15 protein-coding genes are annotated in these 18016 nt (G+C 69.1%); all 15 read left to right on the forward strand.

The window, feature by feature from the left end; translation table 11 throughout:
* Positions 1-72 precede the first annotated feature (72 nt).
* Positions 73-882 (forward strand): alpha/beta hydrolase, encoded by an 810-nt coding sequence (locus OXG55_13625; protein ID MCY4104279.1) that lies wholly within the window; start codon positions 73-75, stop codon positions 880-882.
* Positions 882-2024 carry an LLM class flavin-dependent oxidoreductase gene (locus OXG55_13630; protein ID MCY4104280.1) on the forward strand — a complete coding sequence of 381 codons (1143 nt, stop codon included), beginning with the start codon at positions 882-884 and terminating at the stop codon, positions 2022-2024. The genes OXG55_13625 and OXG55_13630 overlap by 1 nt, the downstream gene beginning before the upstream one ends.
* A gap of 125 nt (positions 2025-2149) precedes the next feature.
* Positions 2150-3262, forward strand: a complete 1113-nt coding sequence (locus tag OXG55_13635) for a BMP family ABC transporter substrate-binding protein (protein MCY4104281.1) — start codon at positions 2150-2152, stop codon at positions 3260-3262.
* A 64-nt stretch (positions 3263-3326) separates the two neighbouring features.
* The gene (locus OXG55_13640) at positions 3327-4862 is read left to right on the forward strand and encodes an ATP-binding cassette domain-containing protein (protein MCY4104282.1); all 1536 of its coding nucleotides are present in this window, start codon (positions 3327-3329) and stop codon (positions 4860-4862) included.
* Positions 4859-5899, forward strand: a complete 1041-nt coding sequence (locus OXG55_13645; protein MCY4104283.1) for an ABC transporter permease — start codon at positions 4859-4861, stop codon at positions 5897-5899. Before OXG55_13640 ends, OXG55_13645 begins: the two co-directional genes overlap by 4 nt.
* A 145-nt stretch (positions 5900-6044) precedes the next feature.
* On the forward strand, positions 6045-8117 hold the full coding sequence (locus OXG55_13650) for a hydantoinase/oxoprolinase family protein (GenBank protein ID MCY4104284.1): 2073 nt from the start codon (positions 6045-6047) through the stop codon (positions 8115-8117).
* On the forward strand, positions 8114-9967 hold the full coding sequence (locus OXG55_13655; protein ID MCY4104285.1) for a hydantoinase B/oxoprolinase family protein: 1854 nt from the start codon (positions 8114-8116) through the stop codon (positions 9965-9967). The genes OXG55_13650 and OXG55_13655 overlap by 4 nt, the downstream gene beginning before the upstream one ends.
* Before the next feature lie 303 nt (positions 9968-10270).
* Entirely contained in the window at positions 10271-10696 is a 426-nt protein-coding gene (locus OXG55_13660; protein ID MCY4104286.1) for a MarR family transcriptional regulator, read from the forward strand.
* Positions 10693-11769 carry an ABC transporter permease gene (locus OXG55_13665; GenBank protein ID MCY4104287.1) on the forward strand — a complete coding sequence of 359 codons (1077 nt, stop codon included), beginning with the start codon at positions 10693-10695 and terminating at the stop codon, positions 11767-11769. The genes OXG55_13660 and OXG55_13665 overlap by 4 nt, the downstream gene beginning before the upstream one ends.
* Positions 11769-12596 (forward strand): ATP-binding cassette domain-containing protein, encoded by an 828-nt coding sequence (locus OXG55_13670; GenBank protein MCY4104288.1) that lies wholly within the window; start codon positions 11769-11771, stop codon positions 12594-12596. Before OXG55_13665 ends, OXG55_13670 begins: the two co-directional genes overlap by 1 nt.
* Before the next feature lie 51 nt (positions 12597-12647).
* On the forward strand, positions 12648-13880 hold the full coding sequence (locus OXG55_13675) for an ABC transporter substrate-binding protein (GenBank protein ID MCY4104289.1): 1233 nt from the start codon (positions 12648-12650) through the stop codon (positions 13878-13880).
* Positions 13881-13923: 43 nt separating this feature from the next.
* A complete protein-coding gene (locus OXG55_13680) occupies positions 13924-14940 on the forward strand; it encodes an ornithine cyclodeaminase family protein (protein ID MCY4104290.1) in 1017 nt (338 codons plus the stop codon).
* The gene (locus OXG55_13685) at positions 14940-16376 is read left to right on the forward strand and encodes an NAD-dependent succinate-semialdehyde dehydrogenase (protein MCY4104291.1); all 1437 of its coding nucleotides are present in this window, start codon (positions 14940-14942) and stop codon (positions 16374-16376) included. The genes OXG55_13680 and OXG55_13685 overlap by 1 nt, the downstream gene beginning before the upstream one ends.
* A 19-nt stretch (positions 16377-16395) precedes the next feature.
* On the forward strand, positions 16396-17349 hold the full coding sequence (locus OXG55_13690; GenBank protein MCY4104292.1) for a dihydrodipicolinate synthase family protein: 954 nt from the start codon (positions 16396-16398) through the stop codon (positions 17347-17349).
* 54 nt (positions 17350-17403) lie between these two features.
* Complete coding sequence (locus OXG55_13695) at positions 17404-17955, forward strand: 3-hydroxyanthranilate 3,4-dioxygenase (GenBank protein ID MCY4104293.1); 552 nt, start codon at positions 17404-17406, stop codon at positions 17953-17955.
* Positions 17956-18016: the final 61 nt, after the last annotated feature.

The following is an 18016-nucleotide window of genomic DNA, read 5'->3' on the forward strand; positions in this document are numbered from 1 at the left end:
CGGTTCGCGGCGCCGGCGCATTATTCCGGCCACAGTGCCCGGTGTATAGTCCCCCGGCGGGGGAGTTCGGGTATGACCGGTCAGAACGGCCAGCACGCAGTGCAGCATCTCGAGTTGGGGGGCGGGCGCATCCACGTGATGCGGGCCGGCGCGGGTGAGGAGCTGCTGTTCCTCCACCCGGCCGCAGGTGCCGGATTCTGGCTGCCCTTCCACGATCTGCTCGCCGAGCGCTTCGACGTCATCTCCCCCGATCATCCCGGCTTCGGGGAGTCCGACCGGCTGGATTGGATCGACGGCATGGAGGACCTCGTCTACTTCTACCTCGACCTGCTGGATGCGCTCGATCTGGAGGCGGTGCATGTCGTCGGGGCCTCCCTCGGCGGATGGCTGGCGGCGGAGTTGGCCGTGCACCAGCCGTCGAAGGTACGCAGCCTGGTGATGGTCGACCCCATCGGCCTCGACCTGCCCGAGCACCCCGTCGAGGACATGTTCGCCATGAACCCCGACGAACTCCGGGCGGCGCTGTTCCTGGACCAGGAGCTTGCCCTGCAGTTCATCTCCCCCGAGCCCACCCTGGACATGCTGATGCGGGCCTTCAAGGAGAAGACGAGCTTCGCCCGCCTGGCCTGGAACCCGTTCTGCTGCAATCCGAAGCTCCACCTCCGGCTGCACCGCGTCACCGCGCCGACGCTGATCCTCTGGGGGAGCGACGATCGCCTCGTGCCGCAGGCGCACGGGGAGCGCTACGGGGAGCTCATCGCCGGGGCGCGCCTGGAGGTCATCGGGGACTGCGGCCACGCGCCGCTGCTGGAGCAGCCCGAGCGCACCGTCGAGGCCATCGGGCGGTTCCACGCCGAGCTTGCCGGGAAGGGGGGCTGCTGATGCAGTTCTTCATGTTCCACCTGATGCCGTACCCGTACCTGCCTGAGGACTTCGACGAGCGCGAGTCGGCGTGGGTGACCCTGTCCAACAGCAACTACGACCCCACCGTCGGCACGGGGCTCTACAACCGCTACCTGGATGAACTGGAGTACGCCGAGCAACTCGGCTTCGACGGCATCTGCGTCAACGAGCACCACCAGAACGCCTACGGCACGATGCCCTCGCCGAACCTCATGGCCGCCGCCCTGGTGCGGCGCACCGAGCGGCTGAAGGTGGCGATCGTCGGCAACGGCCTGCCGCTCCGCGACCACCCGCTGCGGGTCGCCGAGGAGGTGGCGATGCTGGACGTCATCTCCGGGGGACGCATCATCTCGGGGTTCGTGCGCGGCATCGGCGACGAGTACTTCTCCATGAGCATCGACCCGTCGACCTCCCGGGAGCGCTACAGCGAGGCGCACGACCTCATCATCAAGGCCTGGACCACCGAGGGCCCGTTCCGCTGGATCGGCAAGCACTACCGGCTCAACTACGTCAACGTCTGGCCGCGCCCGCTGCAGCAGCCGCACCCGCCCATCTGGATCCCCGCCTTCGGCAGCACCGAGACCATGTCCTGGGCCGCCGAGCACCACTACACGTACCTGTCGGTGTTCGCCCCGTCGAAGCTGCTGAAGCGCTGGTTCGACGGCTACCGGGAGGGCGCACGCGCCGCGGGCTACGAGGCGCCCCGGGACAAGATCGGCATCCTGCTGCCGATCTACGTGGCCGAGACCGACCGCCAGGCGCACGCCGAGGGGCGCCAGTACGTCACGTGGCTGTACCACAAGGGCCTGAAGCACAAGTTCGAGCACCTCTTCCCGCCCGGTTACATGACCGACCACTCGTGGGGCCGGTTCCTGCAGTCCGGCCTCGGCGCCTACTCCGATGTGAGCTACGAGGACCTGGTGGCCCAGGGCTACGCCGTCGTGGGCAGCCCGGCGACGGTGCGGGAGCGGCTGGCCGAGCTCGCCGAGGAGCTCGGCTTCGGTCTCGTCAACGCCCTGCTGCACATCGGTGACATGCCTCACGACCACACCATCCGCAACATGGAGCTCTTCGCCCGCGAGGTCATGCCTCATTTCCGGACCCAGAGCGCCGCCGCATGAGAGGCGCATCGCCGGGATCCCCGGAGACCGGCGGGTGCCCAACCGACAACAGACATCCGACCAGTTCGGCAACAAATACAAGGGGGGACCCAATGATCACCAGACGTACACCAGCCGGGAGGCTGATGACACTGCTCCTGGCCCTGCTCGCGACCCTGGCCCTCGTGGCCGTATCCTGCGGGGAGGACGAGGAGGAAGCGGCGCCGCCGCCTCCGCCTCCGGCCGAGCCCGCGCCGGAGCCTCCACCTCCACCGGAGCCGGCGCCCGAGCCGCCGCCTCCACCCGAGCCCGCCGCGCCGGCAGGCCCGGAGGTCTCCAAGGCCTCGCCGAGGATCGCGCAGCTGCACCCCGACGCAGTGAACGCGGCCGGCTGGTACCGCAACGGCTTCGCCGCCTTCGAGAAGATGGCGGCCATCCTCGACACAGAGCCGGACGTCCTCGAGCACATCTCCTACGACCAGGCACCCCAGACGCTGCGCCAGCTGGCCGAGGAGGGCTACGACATCATCGTGCCGCACTCCAGCGGGTACGAGGCTGCGGTGCTGGAAGTGGCTCCGGACTACCCGGAGACCTGGTTCATCATCTACTCGGACCTGTCGACCACCAACGACCTGCCCAACGTGGCGGGTTGGGCGGTCCACTGGAACCAGGTCGGCTACATGGCCGCCGCCATCGGCTGCGCCGCCTCCGACGCCAAGAGCATCGGCATGGTCGTGAGCGCCCCGATCCCGGCGTACACCCGCTGGACGGGCGGTTCGGGCCAGCTGAGCGACGACGCCGCGGACGTGCTGGGCTACGACTGCGAGTTCAACGACGTCTGGACAGGTGACTTCCTCGACGCCGCCAAAGCCAAGCAGGCCGCGCAGGCGCTGATCGACGGGGGTGCCGACGTGCTCTTCGACGGTGCGGACGCCGCGGGCGCCGGAGCCGTGGAGGCGGCCGTCCAGAACGGTGTCTGGTACGTGGGCGCCGTGGTGGACCAGTGCGAGCAGGCGCCGGACACCATGCTCACGAGCGTCACCTTGAACTTCGACATCGCCTATGAGCAGATGGGCGAGTTCTACAAGGACGGCTCGCTCGAGCCCGCGATCTACTCCATGAACCTCGCCAACACCGGGATCGACCTGTCGCCGCCCTGCAACGCCAACGCCGACGTCGACGCCGCCATCGAGACCGTGATCGACGGGGTTTCCTCGGGCGACATCGTCGTCGACCCGACGCGCGAGAAGACCCCGTAACCCGGGGAACGGTCGCCACTAGCGTCGCCGGTACGTGGGAGCGGCCATAGATCACGCGGGGCCGGTGACGGCCAGGGAGGCTTCGTCCCTGGCCGTCACCGGCCTGCACAAGCACTTCGGCCGGGTTCGCGCCAACGACGGCATCGACGTCACCTTCCGGGGCGGCGAGGTGCACGCCTTGCTCGGCGAGAACGGGGCCGGCAAGTCCACCCTCATCAAGTGCCTGACGGGCATCTACCGCCCCGACTCCGGGCTCGTCGAGGTCGACGGTCGGGAGGTCGACATCCGGGACCCCGCCGACTCCCGGCACTGCGGGATCGCGGTGGTCCACCAGAGTTCCACCCTGATCTCCCGCCTGACGCTGCTGGAGAACGTGGTCCTGCAGGAGGGACGCCTCGGGCGGATCCCCAGCGAACTGGCGGACCGCCTCGTCGAGAGCGGTGACCGGCTCGGCTTCTCCATCGATCCGAAGGCCCGCGTGGAGAACCTCTCGGTGGGGGATCTCCAGCGAGCCGAGATCGCCCGGGCGTTCATGCAGGACGCGTGGCTCGTCATACTCGACGAACCCACCGCCGTCCTGGCGCCGGCCGAGCGCGCCAGCCTCTTCGAGCTGTTCGGCTCGCTGACCTCCCAGGGCGTGGGGGTGGTGTTCGTCACCCACCACCTCGCCGAGGCGCTGTCGGAGAGCAACCGCACCACGGTCCTGCGGGAGGGGCAGGTCGTCGGTCGTCTCGAGCCCGGCCACCAGGTGGACGAGGCCGAACTCGTGCGTCTCATCGTCGGCGACGACGCGCCCCATCCATCGGTGACTGGCGCCGTCGACGGCGCTCCCGGGGCCGCTGTGCACACGCTGGCGGCGGGAAGCGCGGGCGACGTGCTCGTGGAGGTCCAGGGGGTGTCCGGCGCGCCGCGGTGGGGCCGGGCACTGCACGACGTGGACCTGACGATCCGCCGCGGCGAGGTGCTCGGCATCGCCGGGGTCGAGGGCAACGGCCAGCGGGAACTCTCCGCGCTGCTGACCGGTTCGTGGAGGCCTGACGCCGGCACCGTCATCCTCGACGGCAGGCCGCTGGCGAGCTACCCGCCGCCGGACCGCTCCGAGCTCGTCGGGGACGTGCCCGACGATCACTTCCTGGCCACGTGCGGGGAACTCTCGGTCTGGGAGAACATCGCCCTCGGAACGTTCGCCTGGCAAGAAGCGCCGACGCCCCGTCACAAGGCGCGCCAGCGCCGGTCGGCGACCGAATTGGTCGAGGAGTTCGACATCCGCACCGACGGGATCGGCGCCCCGGTGCGCCAACTCTCCGGCGGCAATCGTCGCCGTGTGATCCTCGCCCGCGAGTTGCGCAAGCACCCGTTGCTGCTGGTCGCCACCTACCCCACCCGGGGACTGGACGTCCGCTCGGCGGAGCAGGTCCGCTACTGGGTGCGCCGTCTGACCGATCAGGGGAGTTCGGTCGTCTACATGAGCACCGAGCTCGAGGAGATCATCGAGGTCAGCGACCGCGTGGCCGTGATGGTCCGGGGGCGCATCACCGGCGTGTTGAGCGAGGGGATCACGATCGGCGGCATCGGCAACCTGATGCTCCAGGAACGATGAAGCTCGCACTCGCCGGCCGGCTGCGCATGACGGAGGGGGCGGTTCCCGCTCTGGCGATCCTGGCCTCGCTGGTGGTTCTGGCGCCGCTGGTGCAGATCGGCGGCGCCGGCGTCGGCGAGGGCTACACGCAACTCTTCAAGGCATCGTTCGGGTCGATGGTCGGGGTGGGGTCGTGGCTCACGTCCTCGCTCCCGCTCGTGCTCGTCGGCCTGGGTGTGGCCCTTCCCTACCGGGCCGGCCTGTTCAACGTCGGAGGCGAGGGGCAGCTGTTGACCGGCGCTCTCGTCGGGGTGTACATCGCCACCTCGTTCGGCGGCGGCCCGGGTGTCTTCCTGCTGCCGCTGGTGGCGGCGTTCGGTGCGGCCGGCGCCCTCGGAGCGGTTGCCGGCTGGCTGAAGGCCCGCGGCATGCACGAAATCGTCACGACGATCATGTTCAACTTCATCGCGTTCTTCTCCCTCACGTTCCTGCTGCGCGGCGGGTTGAAGGACCCCGACCTGCCGTACGCGGCGAGCAGAGCGGTGCACGACGGGTTCCGGTTGGGTCGCTTCGCCGGCGATGACATCCCCTACGGCATCTTCATCGCCGCCGCCGTCGTGGCCGCCACCATCTACCTGGTCGACTACACACGCTTGGGATGGCGGTTGGGCCTGCTGGGCCAGAGCGACGCCGTCGCGGTTCGCCAGGGGATCAATCTGGCGCGCACCAGGACGGTGGCGATGGCGCTGGGTGGCGGCTTGGCCGGGCTGGGCGGGGTGGTGGAGCTGCTCGGCAACCAGTACCGCATCGGCGCCCACTTCTCGCCCGGTTGGGGCTTCACCGCCATCGCCGTGGCCCTGCTTGCGCGTGGGAAGATGCTGCCCGTGCTGCCTTTCGCCCTCTACTTCGGGTTCCTGCAGAACGGCGAGGTCCGGCTCCAGGCGATCCTGGGCCTCCCCGGCAACCTGGTGCTGATACTCGTGGCCGCCCCGGTGATCATCGTGGCCGCGGTCTACGGGTTCCGCGCCTATCGCAGGACGGTCATGGTGGGTACGTGACACTTGGGAGGTTGACAATGCTGCGAATCGACTGCCTCGTCATTCCGGCGGAGAGCCTGCCCCGGACTCGATCCGGGGCCGGAATCCAGTGCCCAGCGGCGCGGTCGGCTTTGCCAGAGGTTCGTTCAGCCTCTGGGAGGTCGCTGTGAGCGGGAACGGCGCCGCGGGAGCGGGCGAGGCGGTCGCGGTGGCGGTCGACATCGGCGGGACCTTCACCGACCTGGTGGCCGTCGGAGCCGGCGGGGAGATCGTGCTCGCCAAGCAGCCGTCGGTCCCGGCGGACTTCCTGGCCGGCGTGGACGAGGCGCTGCGGGGTCTCGGCGGCGCGGGGATCGTCGAATTCCGCCACGGCACCACCGTCGGGACCAACGCCATCATCCAGCGCAAGGGGGCCCGGATCGGGCTCATCACCACGCGGGGATTCCGGGACATCCTCCTGGCGGCGCGGGCCAGCCGCATGGATCTCTACGACTCGGTCTGGGATCCGCCGCCGCCGCTGGTGGCGCGCCGCGACATCCTCACCGTCACCGAACGACTGGACTACCTGGGGCGGACGGTCACGCCGCTGGATGCCGGCGAGGTCCGCCGGGCGATCGGCGTCCTGGTGGACCGCGGGGTCGAGGCGGTGGCAGTCTGCTTCCTGAACTCGTTCGTGAACCCGGCCCACGAGCTCGAGGCGCTGGAGATCATCGCCACCGAGGCGCCGGGGTTGTTCGCCTGCGCCAGCAGCAAGGTGGTGCCGGAGATCCGCGAGTTCGAGCGCATGAGCACCACGGTCGTGAACGCCTACCTCGGCCCGCCGATGGCGACCTACCTGCAGGGTCTGGACGCCCTGCTGGCATCACACGACTATGACGGCGACGTCCTGATCACGCATTCCGGTGGCGGGTTGATGACGTCGCGGGCGGCGACGCGCATCCCCGCCCGCGTCTGCCAGTCGGGCCCGGCGGCCGGTGTCATGGGCGGCTTGGCGGTCGCAGAGCGGGTGGGGTTCGAGAACGTCATCACCCTGGACATGGGCGGGACGAGCGCCGACATCTCGGTGATCGTGGACGGGGCGCCGATGTTCCGCTCGGAGTGGCACGCCCAGTTCAACGTGCCGATTATCTTCCCGGCCATCGATCTGGTCACCATCGGTGCGGGGGGCGGCACGATCGCCTGGGTGGACGCCAGCGGCACACCCCACAGCGGCCCCCAGAGCGCCGGCGCCGATCCCGGCCCCGCCTGCTACGAGCGCGGCGGCACCGAACCGACCAACACCGACGCCAACGTGGTGCTCGGGCGGCTGCGGCCGCAGGCGTTCACCGGCCGGCGCAGCGACATCACCATCAGCGCCGATGCGGCTCACGAGGCCGTCGAGCGCAGGATCGCCCCGGTTCTGGACTGTCCGGTCATCGACGCGGCCGCCGGCATCATCAGGCTCTCCAACGCCTCCATGCTGAACGCTGTCCGGCTCATGACCGTCGAGCGCGGCTACGACCCCCGCGACTTCTCCCTAGTGGCCTTCGGCGGCGCGGGACCGCTGCATGCGGCCGACCTGGCCCGCGAACTGCGGATCCCCACCGTGGTGATCCCGACCTATCCCGGCCTCGTTTCGGCGATGGGCGCCCTGCAGGTCATGCTGCGCCACGACCTCGTGCGGCCGGTGTTCCAACTGCACTCCAGCGTCGACCGGTCCGTCCTGGCGGCGGCGGAAGCGGAGCTGCTGTCCGAGATCGACGAACTGCGGGCCAGCGAGACGATGAAGACCGACTGGAAGGTGAACTGGCGGGCCGACATGCGCTACTACGGCCAGATCTCCGGGTACCTCACCTTGGACCTGCCGCACGGCATCGACTACCTGCTGGGCCGCGACAGCCTGGAGCGATTCCAGGCCGAGCACCAGCGGGAGTTCGGCTACGTGCTCACCGAGGACGTGACCGATGTCGAGATCGTGAACCTGCGCGCCGTGCTCATCGGAGACGTGGCTCCCGTGAGTCTTCCGGCACGTCCCGCGGGCGACGCGTCGCCCCCCGAGTCGGGCGAGGCGTACTTCTTCGAGTCGGGCGGGGTCGTCCCGACGGCCTTCGTGCAGCGCGAGGGGTTGTCCCCCGGCGATGTCGTGGCCGGCCCGGCGATCGTGGAGGAGTGGGACTCCACGACGGTGGTTCCGCCCGGCGTCGTGGCGCGCGTCGCCCCACTCGGAGAACTGGTCATGGACATGGGAGACAGCCGATGAACCGCGCAGAGACCGACCGGGCCGTCGACCCGATCACAGTCGAGGTGTTGAGCAGCGCCTTCCGGGCGATCTGCGACGAGGCCAGCGCGCTGCTGGCCAAGGGCGCCTACGGGGCCACGATCAGTGAGGGTCATGACCACTCGGGCTCCCTGCTGACGCGGGAGGCCCGTCTCGTGGCACACGGCCGCCGCGACCAGGCGGCCCACCTCGGCACGTTCGAGGAGTCCGTCAAGACGACCATCGAGCACGCCGGCGGGTTCAGGGAGGGCGACGTCTTCGTCTTCAATGATCCGTACCACGGGGGGACGCACCAACCCGACGTCAAGGTCATCCGTCCCGTGTTCGTGGACGGGTCTCTCTTCGCCTTCACGATCTCCTGCGGTCACTGGGCCGATGTCGGCGGTCCCATCCCGGGTTCGTTCAACCCCCTGGCCAGGGAGTGCTTCGCCGAGGGACTGCGGATCCCGCCCATGCTGCTGGTGGACCAGGGCCGACCGGTGCGGTCCACGTTCGAGATCATCAAGGCGAACGTGCGCGTGCCCGATGAGAGGATGGCCGATCTGCATGCTCAGCAGCGGGCCGCCGAGTTGATGGAGCGGCGCCTGCTGGAGTACGTGGCGCAGTTCGGTGCGGATGTCGTGGAGCACACCATGTACGCGCTCATGGACCGCAGCGAGGTGCTGTTGCGAGAGGGCATCCGGGAACTGCCCGACGGCGTCTACGAGTTCGAGGACTTCGGCGACTGCGACGTGCTGCATCCCGACAAGCCGCGGATCCGCGTCCACGTCAGCATGACCCTGGACGGCGACCAGGTCACGTTCGACTTCAGCAAGTCGGATCCGGCGCCCATCTCACCGTTCGGGTTCGCCCGTCCGGCATTGCTCTCGTCGGTCTACGACGGCACGATGCACTGCTTCCCCCATCTGGTGCCGCTGAACCACGGCATCACGCGATCCATCGAGGTGATCTCCGTCCCCGGCTCGTGCGTCGACGTGCTGCCCCCCACGCCGGTGCTGGGGTTCGCCTCGGGTGCCTACGAGAAGGTCGCCGCGGCGGTCATGGCGTGCTGGGCGCAGGCCTTCGCCACCGTCGACCCCACGCGGATGCATGCCGCGACGGTGAACCTGGCCAATCTGGCTCTGAGCGGCGACCACCCCGACAGCGGCGTTCCGTTCGTCTCGTACCTGTGGAACGAGGGCGGGCAGGGGGCGCGCAGCTACAAGGACGGCAACAGCTTCCAGCTGATGATCTTCATCGGCGGCGCCACCAACCAGCCCATCGAGGTCCTGGAGCGACTCAACGCCATCCGGGCGCTGTCGTGCGAGGCCGTGGGGGCCTCCGCCGGCCACGGGACCCATCGCGGCGGGTTCGGGATCGACCGCTCCTTCGAGGCGACCGGGGACATGATCCTCACGATGCACGGTGACCGGGCCGAGGTCACCCCGTTCGGCCTGGCGGGCGGCTGCAACGGCGGGGGCAACGTGCTGGTGCTGAATCCCGGCACCGAGTCCGAGCGGTGGCTCGGGATGCACGCGGTCGGCGAGCAGATCCGCAAGGGGGACGTGCTGCGCTACAGCTCCAACGGAGGCGGCGGGTTCGGTCCGCCCAGCCGGAGAGACCCCGACGCGGTGGCGCACGATGTTTCGGAGGGATACTTCGCCCCCGATCTGGCCGCTCGGATCTACGGCGTGGTGCTGACCGAGACCCCCTCCGGCTATGCGGTCGACCACGAGGCCACCGCCGAGCTGCGCGCGAACGGCATGGACGACCTGCCCGAGGGATACGGCCCCGGCGAGGTGCATCCGATGGGCCGCCGCGTGGTGCCTCGCCCGACCTGGGGAGACTCCTGAGCATTCCCGGATCAGCCGGTCTCCTGTTGCAAACACCCAGTTCAGGGACTTGTGAGGTCGGCGAAGCAGCCGTAGCTCAGCCGGATCCCTGACGGCGCCGATCCCGCGTTCGCACCCGAACGGCCGATAGGCCCCGGCTGTCGCCTGGGTGCCCTTGACAGCGTGCCGGCGCGTGGCTATGGTGTAAATTGCTAATGATCCAGTATCATTAGTAATCTGAATCATCGGGATGCGAATCATGGCGAACCACTCATGGTGAACAGCGGCCCAGAACCAGGCCCGGCACCAGCCCAGGACGGGGAGGTGGATCGGCTCGTCGGTCTCGTCGGCTACCAGCTGCGACGCAGCTACTTCCACTCGATCCAGCTCTTCGCCGCCGCCACGAACGGCCCGGACATCACGCCGCTGCAGTACGGGATACTCGAGACGATCCACGACAGCGAGGTCCTGGCCCAAAAACATGTGGCCGCCCGGCTCGGCTCGCCCCCGCAGTCGCTCGTTCCCTTGGTCCGCGACCTCGAGGATCGAGGGCTCGTCGAACGGGTCCGGTCGGAGGTCGACCGTCGCCGGCACCTCCTGACGCTGACAGAGGCCGGCCTCGACCTGCTCGTTGAGATCCGCGACCGCGTCACCGGCGTCGAAGCCGGCCTGACCGGCGGCCTCGCTGCGGGAGAGCGGGAACAACTGCTCGACCTGCTCTGCCGCCTCCGCCGAGGCACACCAGTATGAGCACCGCCGTTGCGAGGCCCGCAGGCCGGCGCCGGTCAGCGCCGGCGCTGTCGCGAGCCCTGCCGGGAGCGGTCACGGGCGGCGCTCTCGCTGCACTCTGGTTCAGCGCGGGCGGCGCCTCCTCGGCCGGCGTCTGGATCGGCGCCGTCGCTCTCGGGCTCTGCCTGGCGCTCGTCGCCGTGGGCGTCTACATCACCTTCCGCGTCCTCAACTTCCCGGACCTGACCATCGACGGCACCTACCCGCTCGGCGCCGCGGTGTCGGCGGTTCTGATCGTTCACGGGTTCCCCGCCTGGCCGACGCTGGCTGTGGCGTTCGTCGCCGGCGGATGCTTCGGCGCGCTCACCGCACTCCTCGCCACCAAGCTCCGACTCCACAGCCTCCTGGCGTCGATCCTCGTGGCGACCGCCCTGTTCTCCATCAACCTGCGGATCCAGGGCAAGGCGAACATCCCGCTGCTGAGCGAGACGACGATCTTCACTCCGATCAGCGACGGCGCCCGGCGTGCCACCGTCGCGGCCTTCGGCGACGGCGCTGCCCGACACTCGAACAACCTCCTCACCATCGTGCTCGTCGGGCTGCTCGTCGTGGCCGTGAAGCTCGTGTTCGACGCGTTCAACCGCAGCGAGATCGGCCTCAATCTGCGGGGTACCGGTGACAACCCGCAGATGATGCGGACCCTCGGTCGCAACACCGATCAATACGTCGTGCTGGGTGTCGCGATCAGCAATGCCCTGGTCGCCGTGGCCGGAGCGATCGTCGCCCAGTTCCAGGGATTCGCCGACGTCAACATGGGATTCGGCCTCATCATCGCCGGTCTGGCGTCGGTGATCCTCGGAGACGTGGTCTTCCGGCCCCGGCGCGTGAGCACCGGGACCCTGTCGGCGATCGCCGGAATGATTCTCTACCGCACGGCCATCGCTGCGGCGCTGGTCATCAGGGTCCCCGTCCCGGGAGGCGAATCCTTCCGCTTGGAGGCCGGCGACATCAAGCTCGCCACAGCGGTACTCGTCCTCGGGATGCTGTGGTTCAGCGGGTTCAGCGGGTTCAGCGCCACTCGAAAGAAGACGTGATGCTGCGCGTCCGCTCGCTGGAGCACGTCTTCAACGTCGGCACGGTCTCGGAGATCTCGGTTCTCCGCAGCATCGACCTCGACCTCGAAGACGGTGAGTTCGTCACCGTCGTCGGAAGCAACGGCGCGGGCAAGTCGACGCTCTTCAATGCGATCGCCGGAGCGCTCACCCCGACGGCGGGTTCGGTCACCCTCGACGGGAGCGAGATCACCGGATGGCCCGAGCACAAGCGCTCCCGCCTCATAGGTCGGGTATTCCAAGACCCGAACCATGGCACCGCACCTTCACTGACGATCGCCGAGAACGCGGCGCTCGCAATGAACCGGGGCCGGCGCTCGCGGCTCCGCAAGGCGATCGGTCCGGTGAAGCGGAGGCAGATCGAAGCGCTCCTCGAACCGATCGGCCTCGGGCTCGAGCGCCGCCTCGATGAGCGAGTCTCGCTTCTGAGCGGGGGTCAACGCCAGGCGATGACCCTCGTGATGGCGGCGATCGTCAGGCCGAGGCTCCTCCTTTTGGACGAGCACACAGCGGCGCTCGACCCCGAGACCGCTCGGCGTGTCCTGGAACTCACCGACGCCGTGGTCCGTGAGCACGGACTCACCACGCTGATGATCACGCACAACATGAACCAGGCGATCGAGTTCGGCACCCGGACCGTGATGCTCCACAAGGGCCGGATTCTGCTCGACCTGTCGTCGGAGCGGCGACGGGGCCTCACCGCGGACGATCTTGTGCAGCAATTCAGCCGCGCCGGCGCCGCGGAGTTGCTCTCCGGGGGGCTCGAACCCCCCGACACCGACCAGCCGGACAAGCCATCACAGGAGTGAGGCGACGCGAAAAGACCGACGAGAGATCACAGACGAGAAAGGACAACAGCAATGAGACAGCGGACGAAGACGAAGCCGAACCTGACAACGATTCTTCTGGCCCTTGTGGCGGTCGCCGCATTGGCGGCCTCCTGCGGGTCCGATGACACCGCGGACAGCGCCGAAGGGGCCCAGGCCGTGGCCGCTCCCGGCGAAGCCGCGCCGCCGCCGGAACCTCCGGAGCCGCCGCCGTCGGAGCCCCCCGCAGCGCCCGAGGAGCCTGAAGCGGATCTGGAGGAGCCCCCAGCGCCCGAGGAGCCACCAGCGCCCGAGGAGCCACCAGCGCCGCCGCCGGAGCCCCCCGCAGCGCCCGAGGAGGCGGGCGACCAAAAGCCCATCAAGATCGGCATGATGGTGTCGGTGCGGGTTCCGGCACTGGAACGAGTCCAGGGCGCGATCATCGCCAAGCTGGCCGAGGAAGGCTTCGTGGACGGCGAGAACATCACGATCGACAACGCCAGCGCCGACGGCGACATCGCCACCCTGTCGACGATCGCCCAGCAGTTCGTCAACGACGAGGTGGACCTGATCATCACGACCACGACCCCCGCCCTGCAAGCGGCGTTCAATGCGTCGAGTGACCTGCCGAGTCCGATCCCCATCGTCTTCTCCACCGTCACCGACCCGATCGGGGCGGGCGTCGTGGACGACCTCGTCGATCATCCCGAGTGGCTCTCGGGATCGCAGCTGCTGCCGCCGCTCGAGCAGACCTTCAACGCCATGTTCGAGGTCCTTCCCGAGGTGGCGAGGGTGGGGTACCTGTACAACCCGGCCGAAGCGAACTCCGTGACACAGACCGCCTGGATCGAGGAGATCGCCGCCGAACGCGGGCTGGAACTCGAGATCGCGACGGTCTCCAACAGCTCCGAGGTCAGGACCGCCGCCGAGTCGATGGTGGGCCGCGGTCTCGACTTCTTCTTCTACAGCCAGGACAGCACCGTCGCCCAAGGGGCGACCGCCCTCGTCGCCGTGGCCAACGAGGCCGTCATCCCGGTCATCACCAACGACGTGGGCAACATGGCGCTCGGCATCTCGCTCGGTGTCGGTGCGTCACTGGCCGCCGACGGGCGGCGAGCCGGCGAGATCGCCGCCGGACACCTGGCCGGAGAGCTCGACCTGGCGACGACTCCGATCCTCCCGGTCGAGGAGTTCGACCTCTTCGTGAACCTGGACGCAGCCGCGGTCCAGGGGCTCGACGTGCCGGCGAGCTACTCCGATCGGGCCATCCCGATCAGCACCTCCTGACCAGCACCTCCCGACCATGAGCACGACCGAAAGGAGTGCGCCGTTGAACGAAGTACTCGTCCTGAACCACGCAGACGTGACCGAGTTGCTGGCGATGGACGCCTGCATCGAGGCGGTCGAGGCCTCGTTCCTCGCCCACGGGCGCAACGACGTCATCCAGCCGTTGCGACCGTTCGTCACGCTCCCGGAGGAGGCCGGCATTCTCGCCATGATGCCGGGATACGTCGGCCCCCTCGACGCGGCCGGCATCAAGGTGATCACCATCTTCTACACCAACCACGGCACCGAATACGACTCCCATCAGGGCGCAGTGATGCTGTTCGACACCGCGAACGGGAGGCTGCTCACCCTCGCGGACGCGAGTTCGATCACCGCGATCCGCACCGCGGCGGCATCCGGGGTGGCCACCCGCCTGCTCTCCAACGAGAAGTCGTCGACGCTGGCGATCATCGGGTCGGGGACACAGGCGAGAACCCACGTGGAGGCGATGCTGGCCGTCCGCCCCATCGAGACGGTCAGGGTGTGGAGTCGCAACGGTGCCACCGCAGCCCGCTTCGCCGGGTGGGCGCAGAGGACGTTCGATGTTCCAACTCGGTTCGAGGCGGACATCCGCGACGCACTCGCCGGGGCGGACATCGTCTGCACCACGACGTCGTCCAATGACCCGCTGGTGCTGGAGGACCTGCTGGCGCCGGGGATGCACATCAATGCCGTCGGTTCGAGCGTCTCGTCTGCCCGCGAACTCGATGCGGGCGCCATGAAGCGCTGCCGTCTGTACGTCGACAGCAGAGAGTCGGCGCTCAACGAATCCGGCGACCTCATCCTGGCCGTGCGCGAGGGCGTCATCGACGAGGACCACATCGTGGCGGAGATCGGCGAGGTCCTCGACGGACGGCGGCCCGGTCGCGCCGGCACCGAAGAGATCACGCTGTTCGACTCGCTCGGATTGGCGATTCAGGACATCGTGGCCGCCCGCTTGATCTACGACCGCGCCGTCGCCGAGGGCAGGGGCGCCATGGTCGAGCTGGGAGGCGGCCGTGTGCCGCTCGGGTGTCCGTGATGACCGGCTACCCGGACATCGGTCTCTACATCGGCGGTTCGTGGCGCACGACGGCGGATGGTCTGCCGGTGGTGAACCCGGCGAATGAGCAGGTCATCGGCCGGCTCTCCTGTGCCGGGCAGCAGGACCTGGACGACGCGCTGGAGGCGGCCGCTGAGGGCTTCAAGGTCTGGAGCCGGACCGCCCCGAGGGACCGCGCCGATGTCCTGCGGGCGGCTGCGGCTCTCCTGCGCCGGCGGCAGGACGAGATCGCCCGCGACATCACCTTGGAGCACGGCAAGCCGCTCCGGCAGGCCGCCTTGGAGGTCGTACGGGGCTGTGAGTTCTTCGAGTGGGACGCCGGTGAGGCGGTCCGCGCCTACGGGCGGGTGGTCCCGAGCGGGCCGGGCATCAGCTATGTCGTCCATCAGCAGCCGATCGGCCCGGTGGCCGCTTTCTCGCCGTGGAACTTCCCGATGAGCCAGCCGGCGCGCAAGGTGGCGGGTGCTCTGGCGGCGGGATGCTCCATCATCCTCAAGGCGTCCGAGGAGACGCCGGCGGGCGCCATGCACATCGCCCGGGCGTTCGGTGATGCGGGCCTGCCGGCGGGCGTGCTGAACCTGGTGTTCGGCGTGCCGTCGGAGCTCTCGGAGTACTTGATTCCCCACGGGGCGGTCCGGCTGGTTGCCTTCACCGGTTCGACGGCGGTGGGGCGGCGGCTCGCCGGGCTGGCTGCCGAGCACATGACCCCGGTGCTCATGGAGCTCGGGGGTCACGCGCCGGTGATCGTCTGCGAGGACACCGACGTGAAGGCCGCGGCGGTCGCCTCGGCGGTGCGCAAGATGCGCAACGCCGGGCAGGTGTGCACGTCGCCGACGCGTTTCTTCGTGCACGACAGCGTCTTCGAGGAGTTCCTGGACGTGTTCACCGAGCGCGCCGCGGCGACGGTGGTCGGCGACGGCATGGCACCCGGCGTCGAGATGGGCCCGCTGGCCAACGACCGCCGGCTGGCGGCGCTGAGCGAGCTGGTGGCGGACGCACGCGGCAAGGGAGCCACCGTCACCACGGGCGGGGAGAGGATCGGATCCTGCGGCTATTTCCTCCAGCCCACCGTGCTGGCCGAGGTGCCCGCCGATGCGCGGGTCATGCAGGTGGAGCCGTTCGGGCCATTGGCGGTGGTGAACCGGGTGGGGTCGCTGGACGAGGCCATCGACTGCGCCAACGCGGTGCCCTACGGGCTGGCCGCGTACGGGTTCACTGACCGCGCCGACTACGCGGATCGCATGGTCGAGCGGGTCGAGGCCGGGAACCTGTCGATCAACACGCTGGAGGCGTCGGTGCCCGAGACGCCGTTCGGAGGCGTGAAGTCCAGCGGCTACGGCCGTGAGGGCGGCGTCGAGGGCCTGCACAACTACATGGTCGTCAAGAACGTCTCGCACAGCATCGAGATCGTCTGAGCAGGGTTCCCGCCGCGACATGCGCTACGCCAGAGCCGACGCCAAAGCCCACGCCCGGGCCAACCTGACCGGCATCTGGGCGGCCGCTCTGACGCCGTTCACGGGCGATCTGCGGCTGGACGAGGACGGGTTCCGCCACAACGTCCGCCATTGGGTTGAGGACCTGGGCATCGCCGGGCTCTTCATCTCCGGGAAGCAGGGCGAGTTCTTCTCGATGAGCCTCGACGAGCGCAAGCGGAGCCTGGAGTTGGCCGTTGAGGCCGTCGGGGGTGGGGCGCAGACCATGATGTCCTGCTCGGACCAGAACCTGGACGTCGTCCTGGAGCTGGCCCGCCACGCCCAGGACGCCGGGGCGGACTACATCGTGGTCCACGCCCCGACGCTGCACTTCGCCGCCGAGCACGACGAGACGGTCTTCCGGTACTACGAGACGATCTCGGAGACCGTCGACGTCGGCATGGCCCTGTGGAGCCACCCCGACAGCGGCTACCTGATGTCGCCGGGGCTCTGCAACCGGCTGGCCGACCTGGACAACGTGGTGGCCATCAAGTACAGCGTGCCGCGCCCGCTGTACGCCGAACTCACCGCCGCGGCCTCGGATCGCATCGCCGTGAGCACCGCCTCGGAGGACGACTGGCTCGACAACATCCTCGAACTCGGCTGGAAGCTGTACCTGTGCTCGTCGCCGCCGTACCTGCTGCAGACGGCCGCAGACCGGCGCATGCACGACTACACGCAGGCGGCGTTCGCCGGGGACGCCGCCGGGGCGCGCCGCATCAGCGAGAGCCTGAACCCCGTGCGCGACGCCCTGAAGCGGACCAGGCCCCCCGAGAAGCCCCACGCCCACCAGAAGTACTGGCAGGAACTGCTCGGACAGGTCGGCGGCCGGGTCCGCCCGCCCCTCCTGGAGCTCACCGACGCCGAGAAGGCGGCTACACGAGCGGCCTTCGAGGGGTGCGGCCTGCAGGCGTGAGAGCCCGATCGCAGCCCGGAAACCAATAGGGCCCGAAACCGATAGGGGATCGATATGACAAACCCGGCGCGGCTCAGAACGTTCAACTTCCAGGCGTGGATAGAGGAGCACCGCGATCTCCTCAAGCCGCCGGTCGGCAACCGGCAGATCTGGGAGGACGCCGACCTCATGGTGACCGTCGTGGGTGGCCCCAACCGCCGTACCGACTTCCACGACGATCCCGTCGAGGAGTTCTTCTACCAACTCGAGGGCGACATGGTCCTGAAGGTCATCGAGGACGGCGTGCACTGCGAACTCCCGATCCGGGAGGGCGAGATCTTCCTCCTGCCGCCCCATGTGCGCCACTCCCCGCAGCGCCCCCAGCCCGGATCGGTCGGGCTGGTCGTCGAGCCCAAGCGTCCCGACGGGGCGAAGGACGCTTTCGAGTGGTACTGCTTCGAATGCGAGTCGCTCGTCCACCGCGTCGAGGTGATCCTGACCAGCATCGTGCGCGACCTGCCGCCGCTGTTCGAGCGCTTCTATCGGGACGAGCAACTGCGCACCTGCCCGCAGTGCGGGGCGGTCCACCCGGGCAAGGAATCACCCCCAGGATGGGTGAGGCTGTAGGGCCCGAGATGTCCCGAGCACCTGCGACGTCCCGCCCGCTACGGGCCGCCTCCGGCCAACC

The organism is bacterium (genome assembly GCA_026708055.1).
In the GTDB taxonomy this organism is placed as follows: domain Bacteria; phylum Actinomycetota; class Acidimicrobiia; order Acidimicrobiales; family CATQHL01; genus VXNF01.

Excerpts from the sequence above, each read along its gene's own strand:
- OXG55_13625 (MCY4104279.1), top strand. The coding sequence starts at position 73 with ATGACCGGTCAGAACGGCCAGCACGCAGTGCAGCATCTCGAGTTGGGG.
- OXG55_13630 (MCY4104280.1), top strand. The coding sequence starts at position 882 with ATGCAGTTCTTCATGTTCCACCTGATGCCGTACCCGTACCTGCCTGAG.
- OXG55_13635 (MCY4104281.1), top strand. The coding sequence starts at position 2,150 with ATGACACTGCTCCTGGCCCTGCTCGCGACCCTGGCCCTCGTGGCCGTA.
- OXG55_13645 (MCY4104283.1), top strand. The coding sequence starts at position 4,859 with ATGAAGCTCGCACTCGCCGGCCGGCTGCGCATGACGGAGGGGGCGGTT.
- OXG55_13655 (MCY4104285.1), top strand. The coding sequence starts at position 8,114 with ATGAACCGCGCAGAGACCGACCGGGCCGTCGACCCGATCACAGTCGAG.
- OXG55_13665 (MCY4104287.1), top strand. The coding sequence starts at position 10,693 with ATGAGCACCGCCGTTGCGAGGCCCGCAGGCCGGCGCCGGTCAGCGCCG.
- OXG55_13670 (MCY4104288.1), top strand. The coding sequence starts at position 11,769 with ATGCTGCGCGTCCGCTCGCTGGAGCACGTCTTCAACGTCGGCACGGTC.
- OXG55_13675 (MCY4104289.1), top strand. The coding sequence starts at position 12,648 with ATGAGACAGCGGACGAAGACGAAGCCGAACCTGACAACGATTCTTCTG.
- OXG55_13685 (MCY4104291.1), top strand. The coding sequence starts at position 14,940 with ATGACCGGCTACCCGGACATCGGTCTCTACATCGGCGGTTCGTGGCGC.
- OXG55_13690 (MCY4104292.1), top strand. The coding sequence starts at position 16,396 with ATGCGCTACGCCAGAGCCGACGCCAAAGCCCACGCCCGGGCCAACCTG.
- OXG55_13695 (MCY4104293.1), top strand. The coding sequence starts at position 17,404 with ATGACAAACCCGGCGCGGCTCAGAACGTTCAACTTCCAGGCGTGGATA.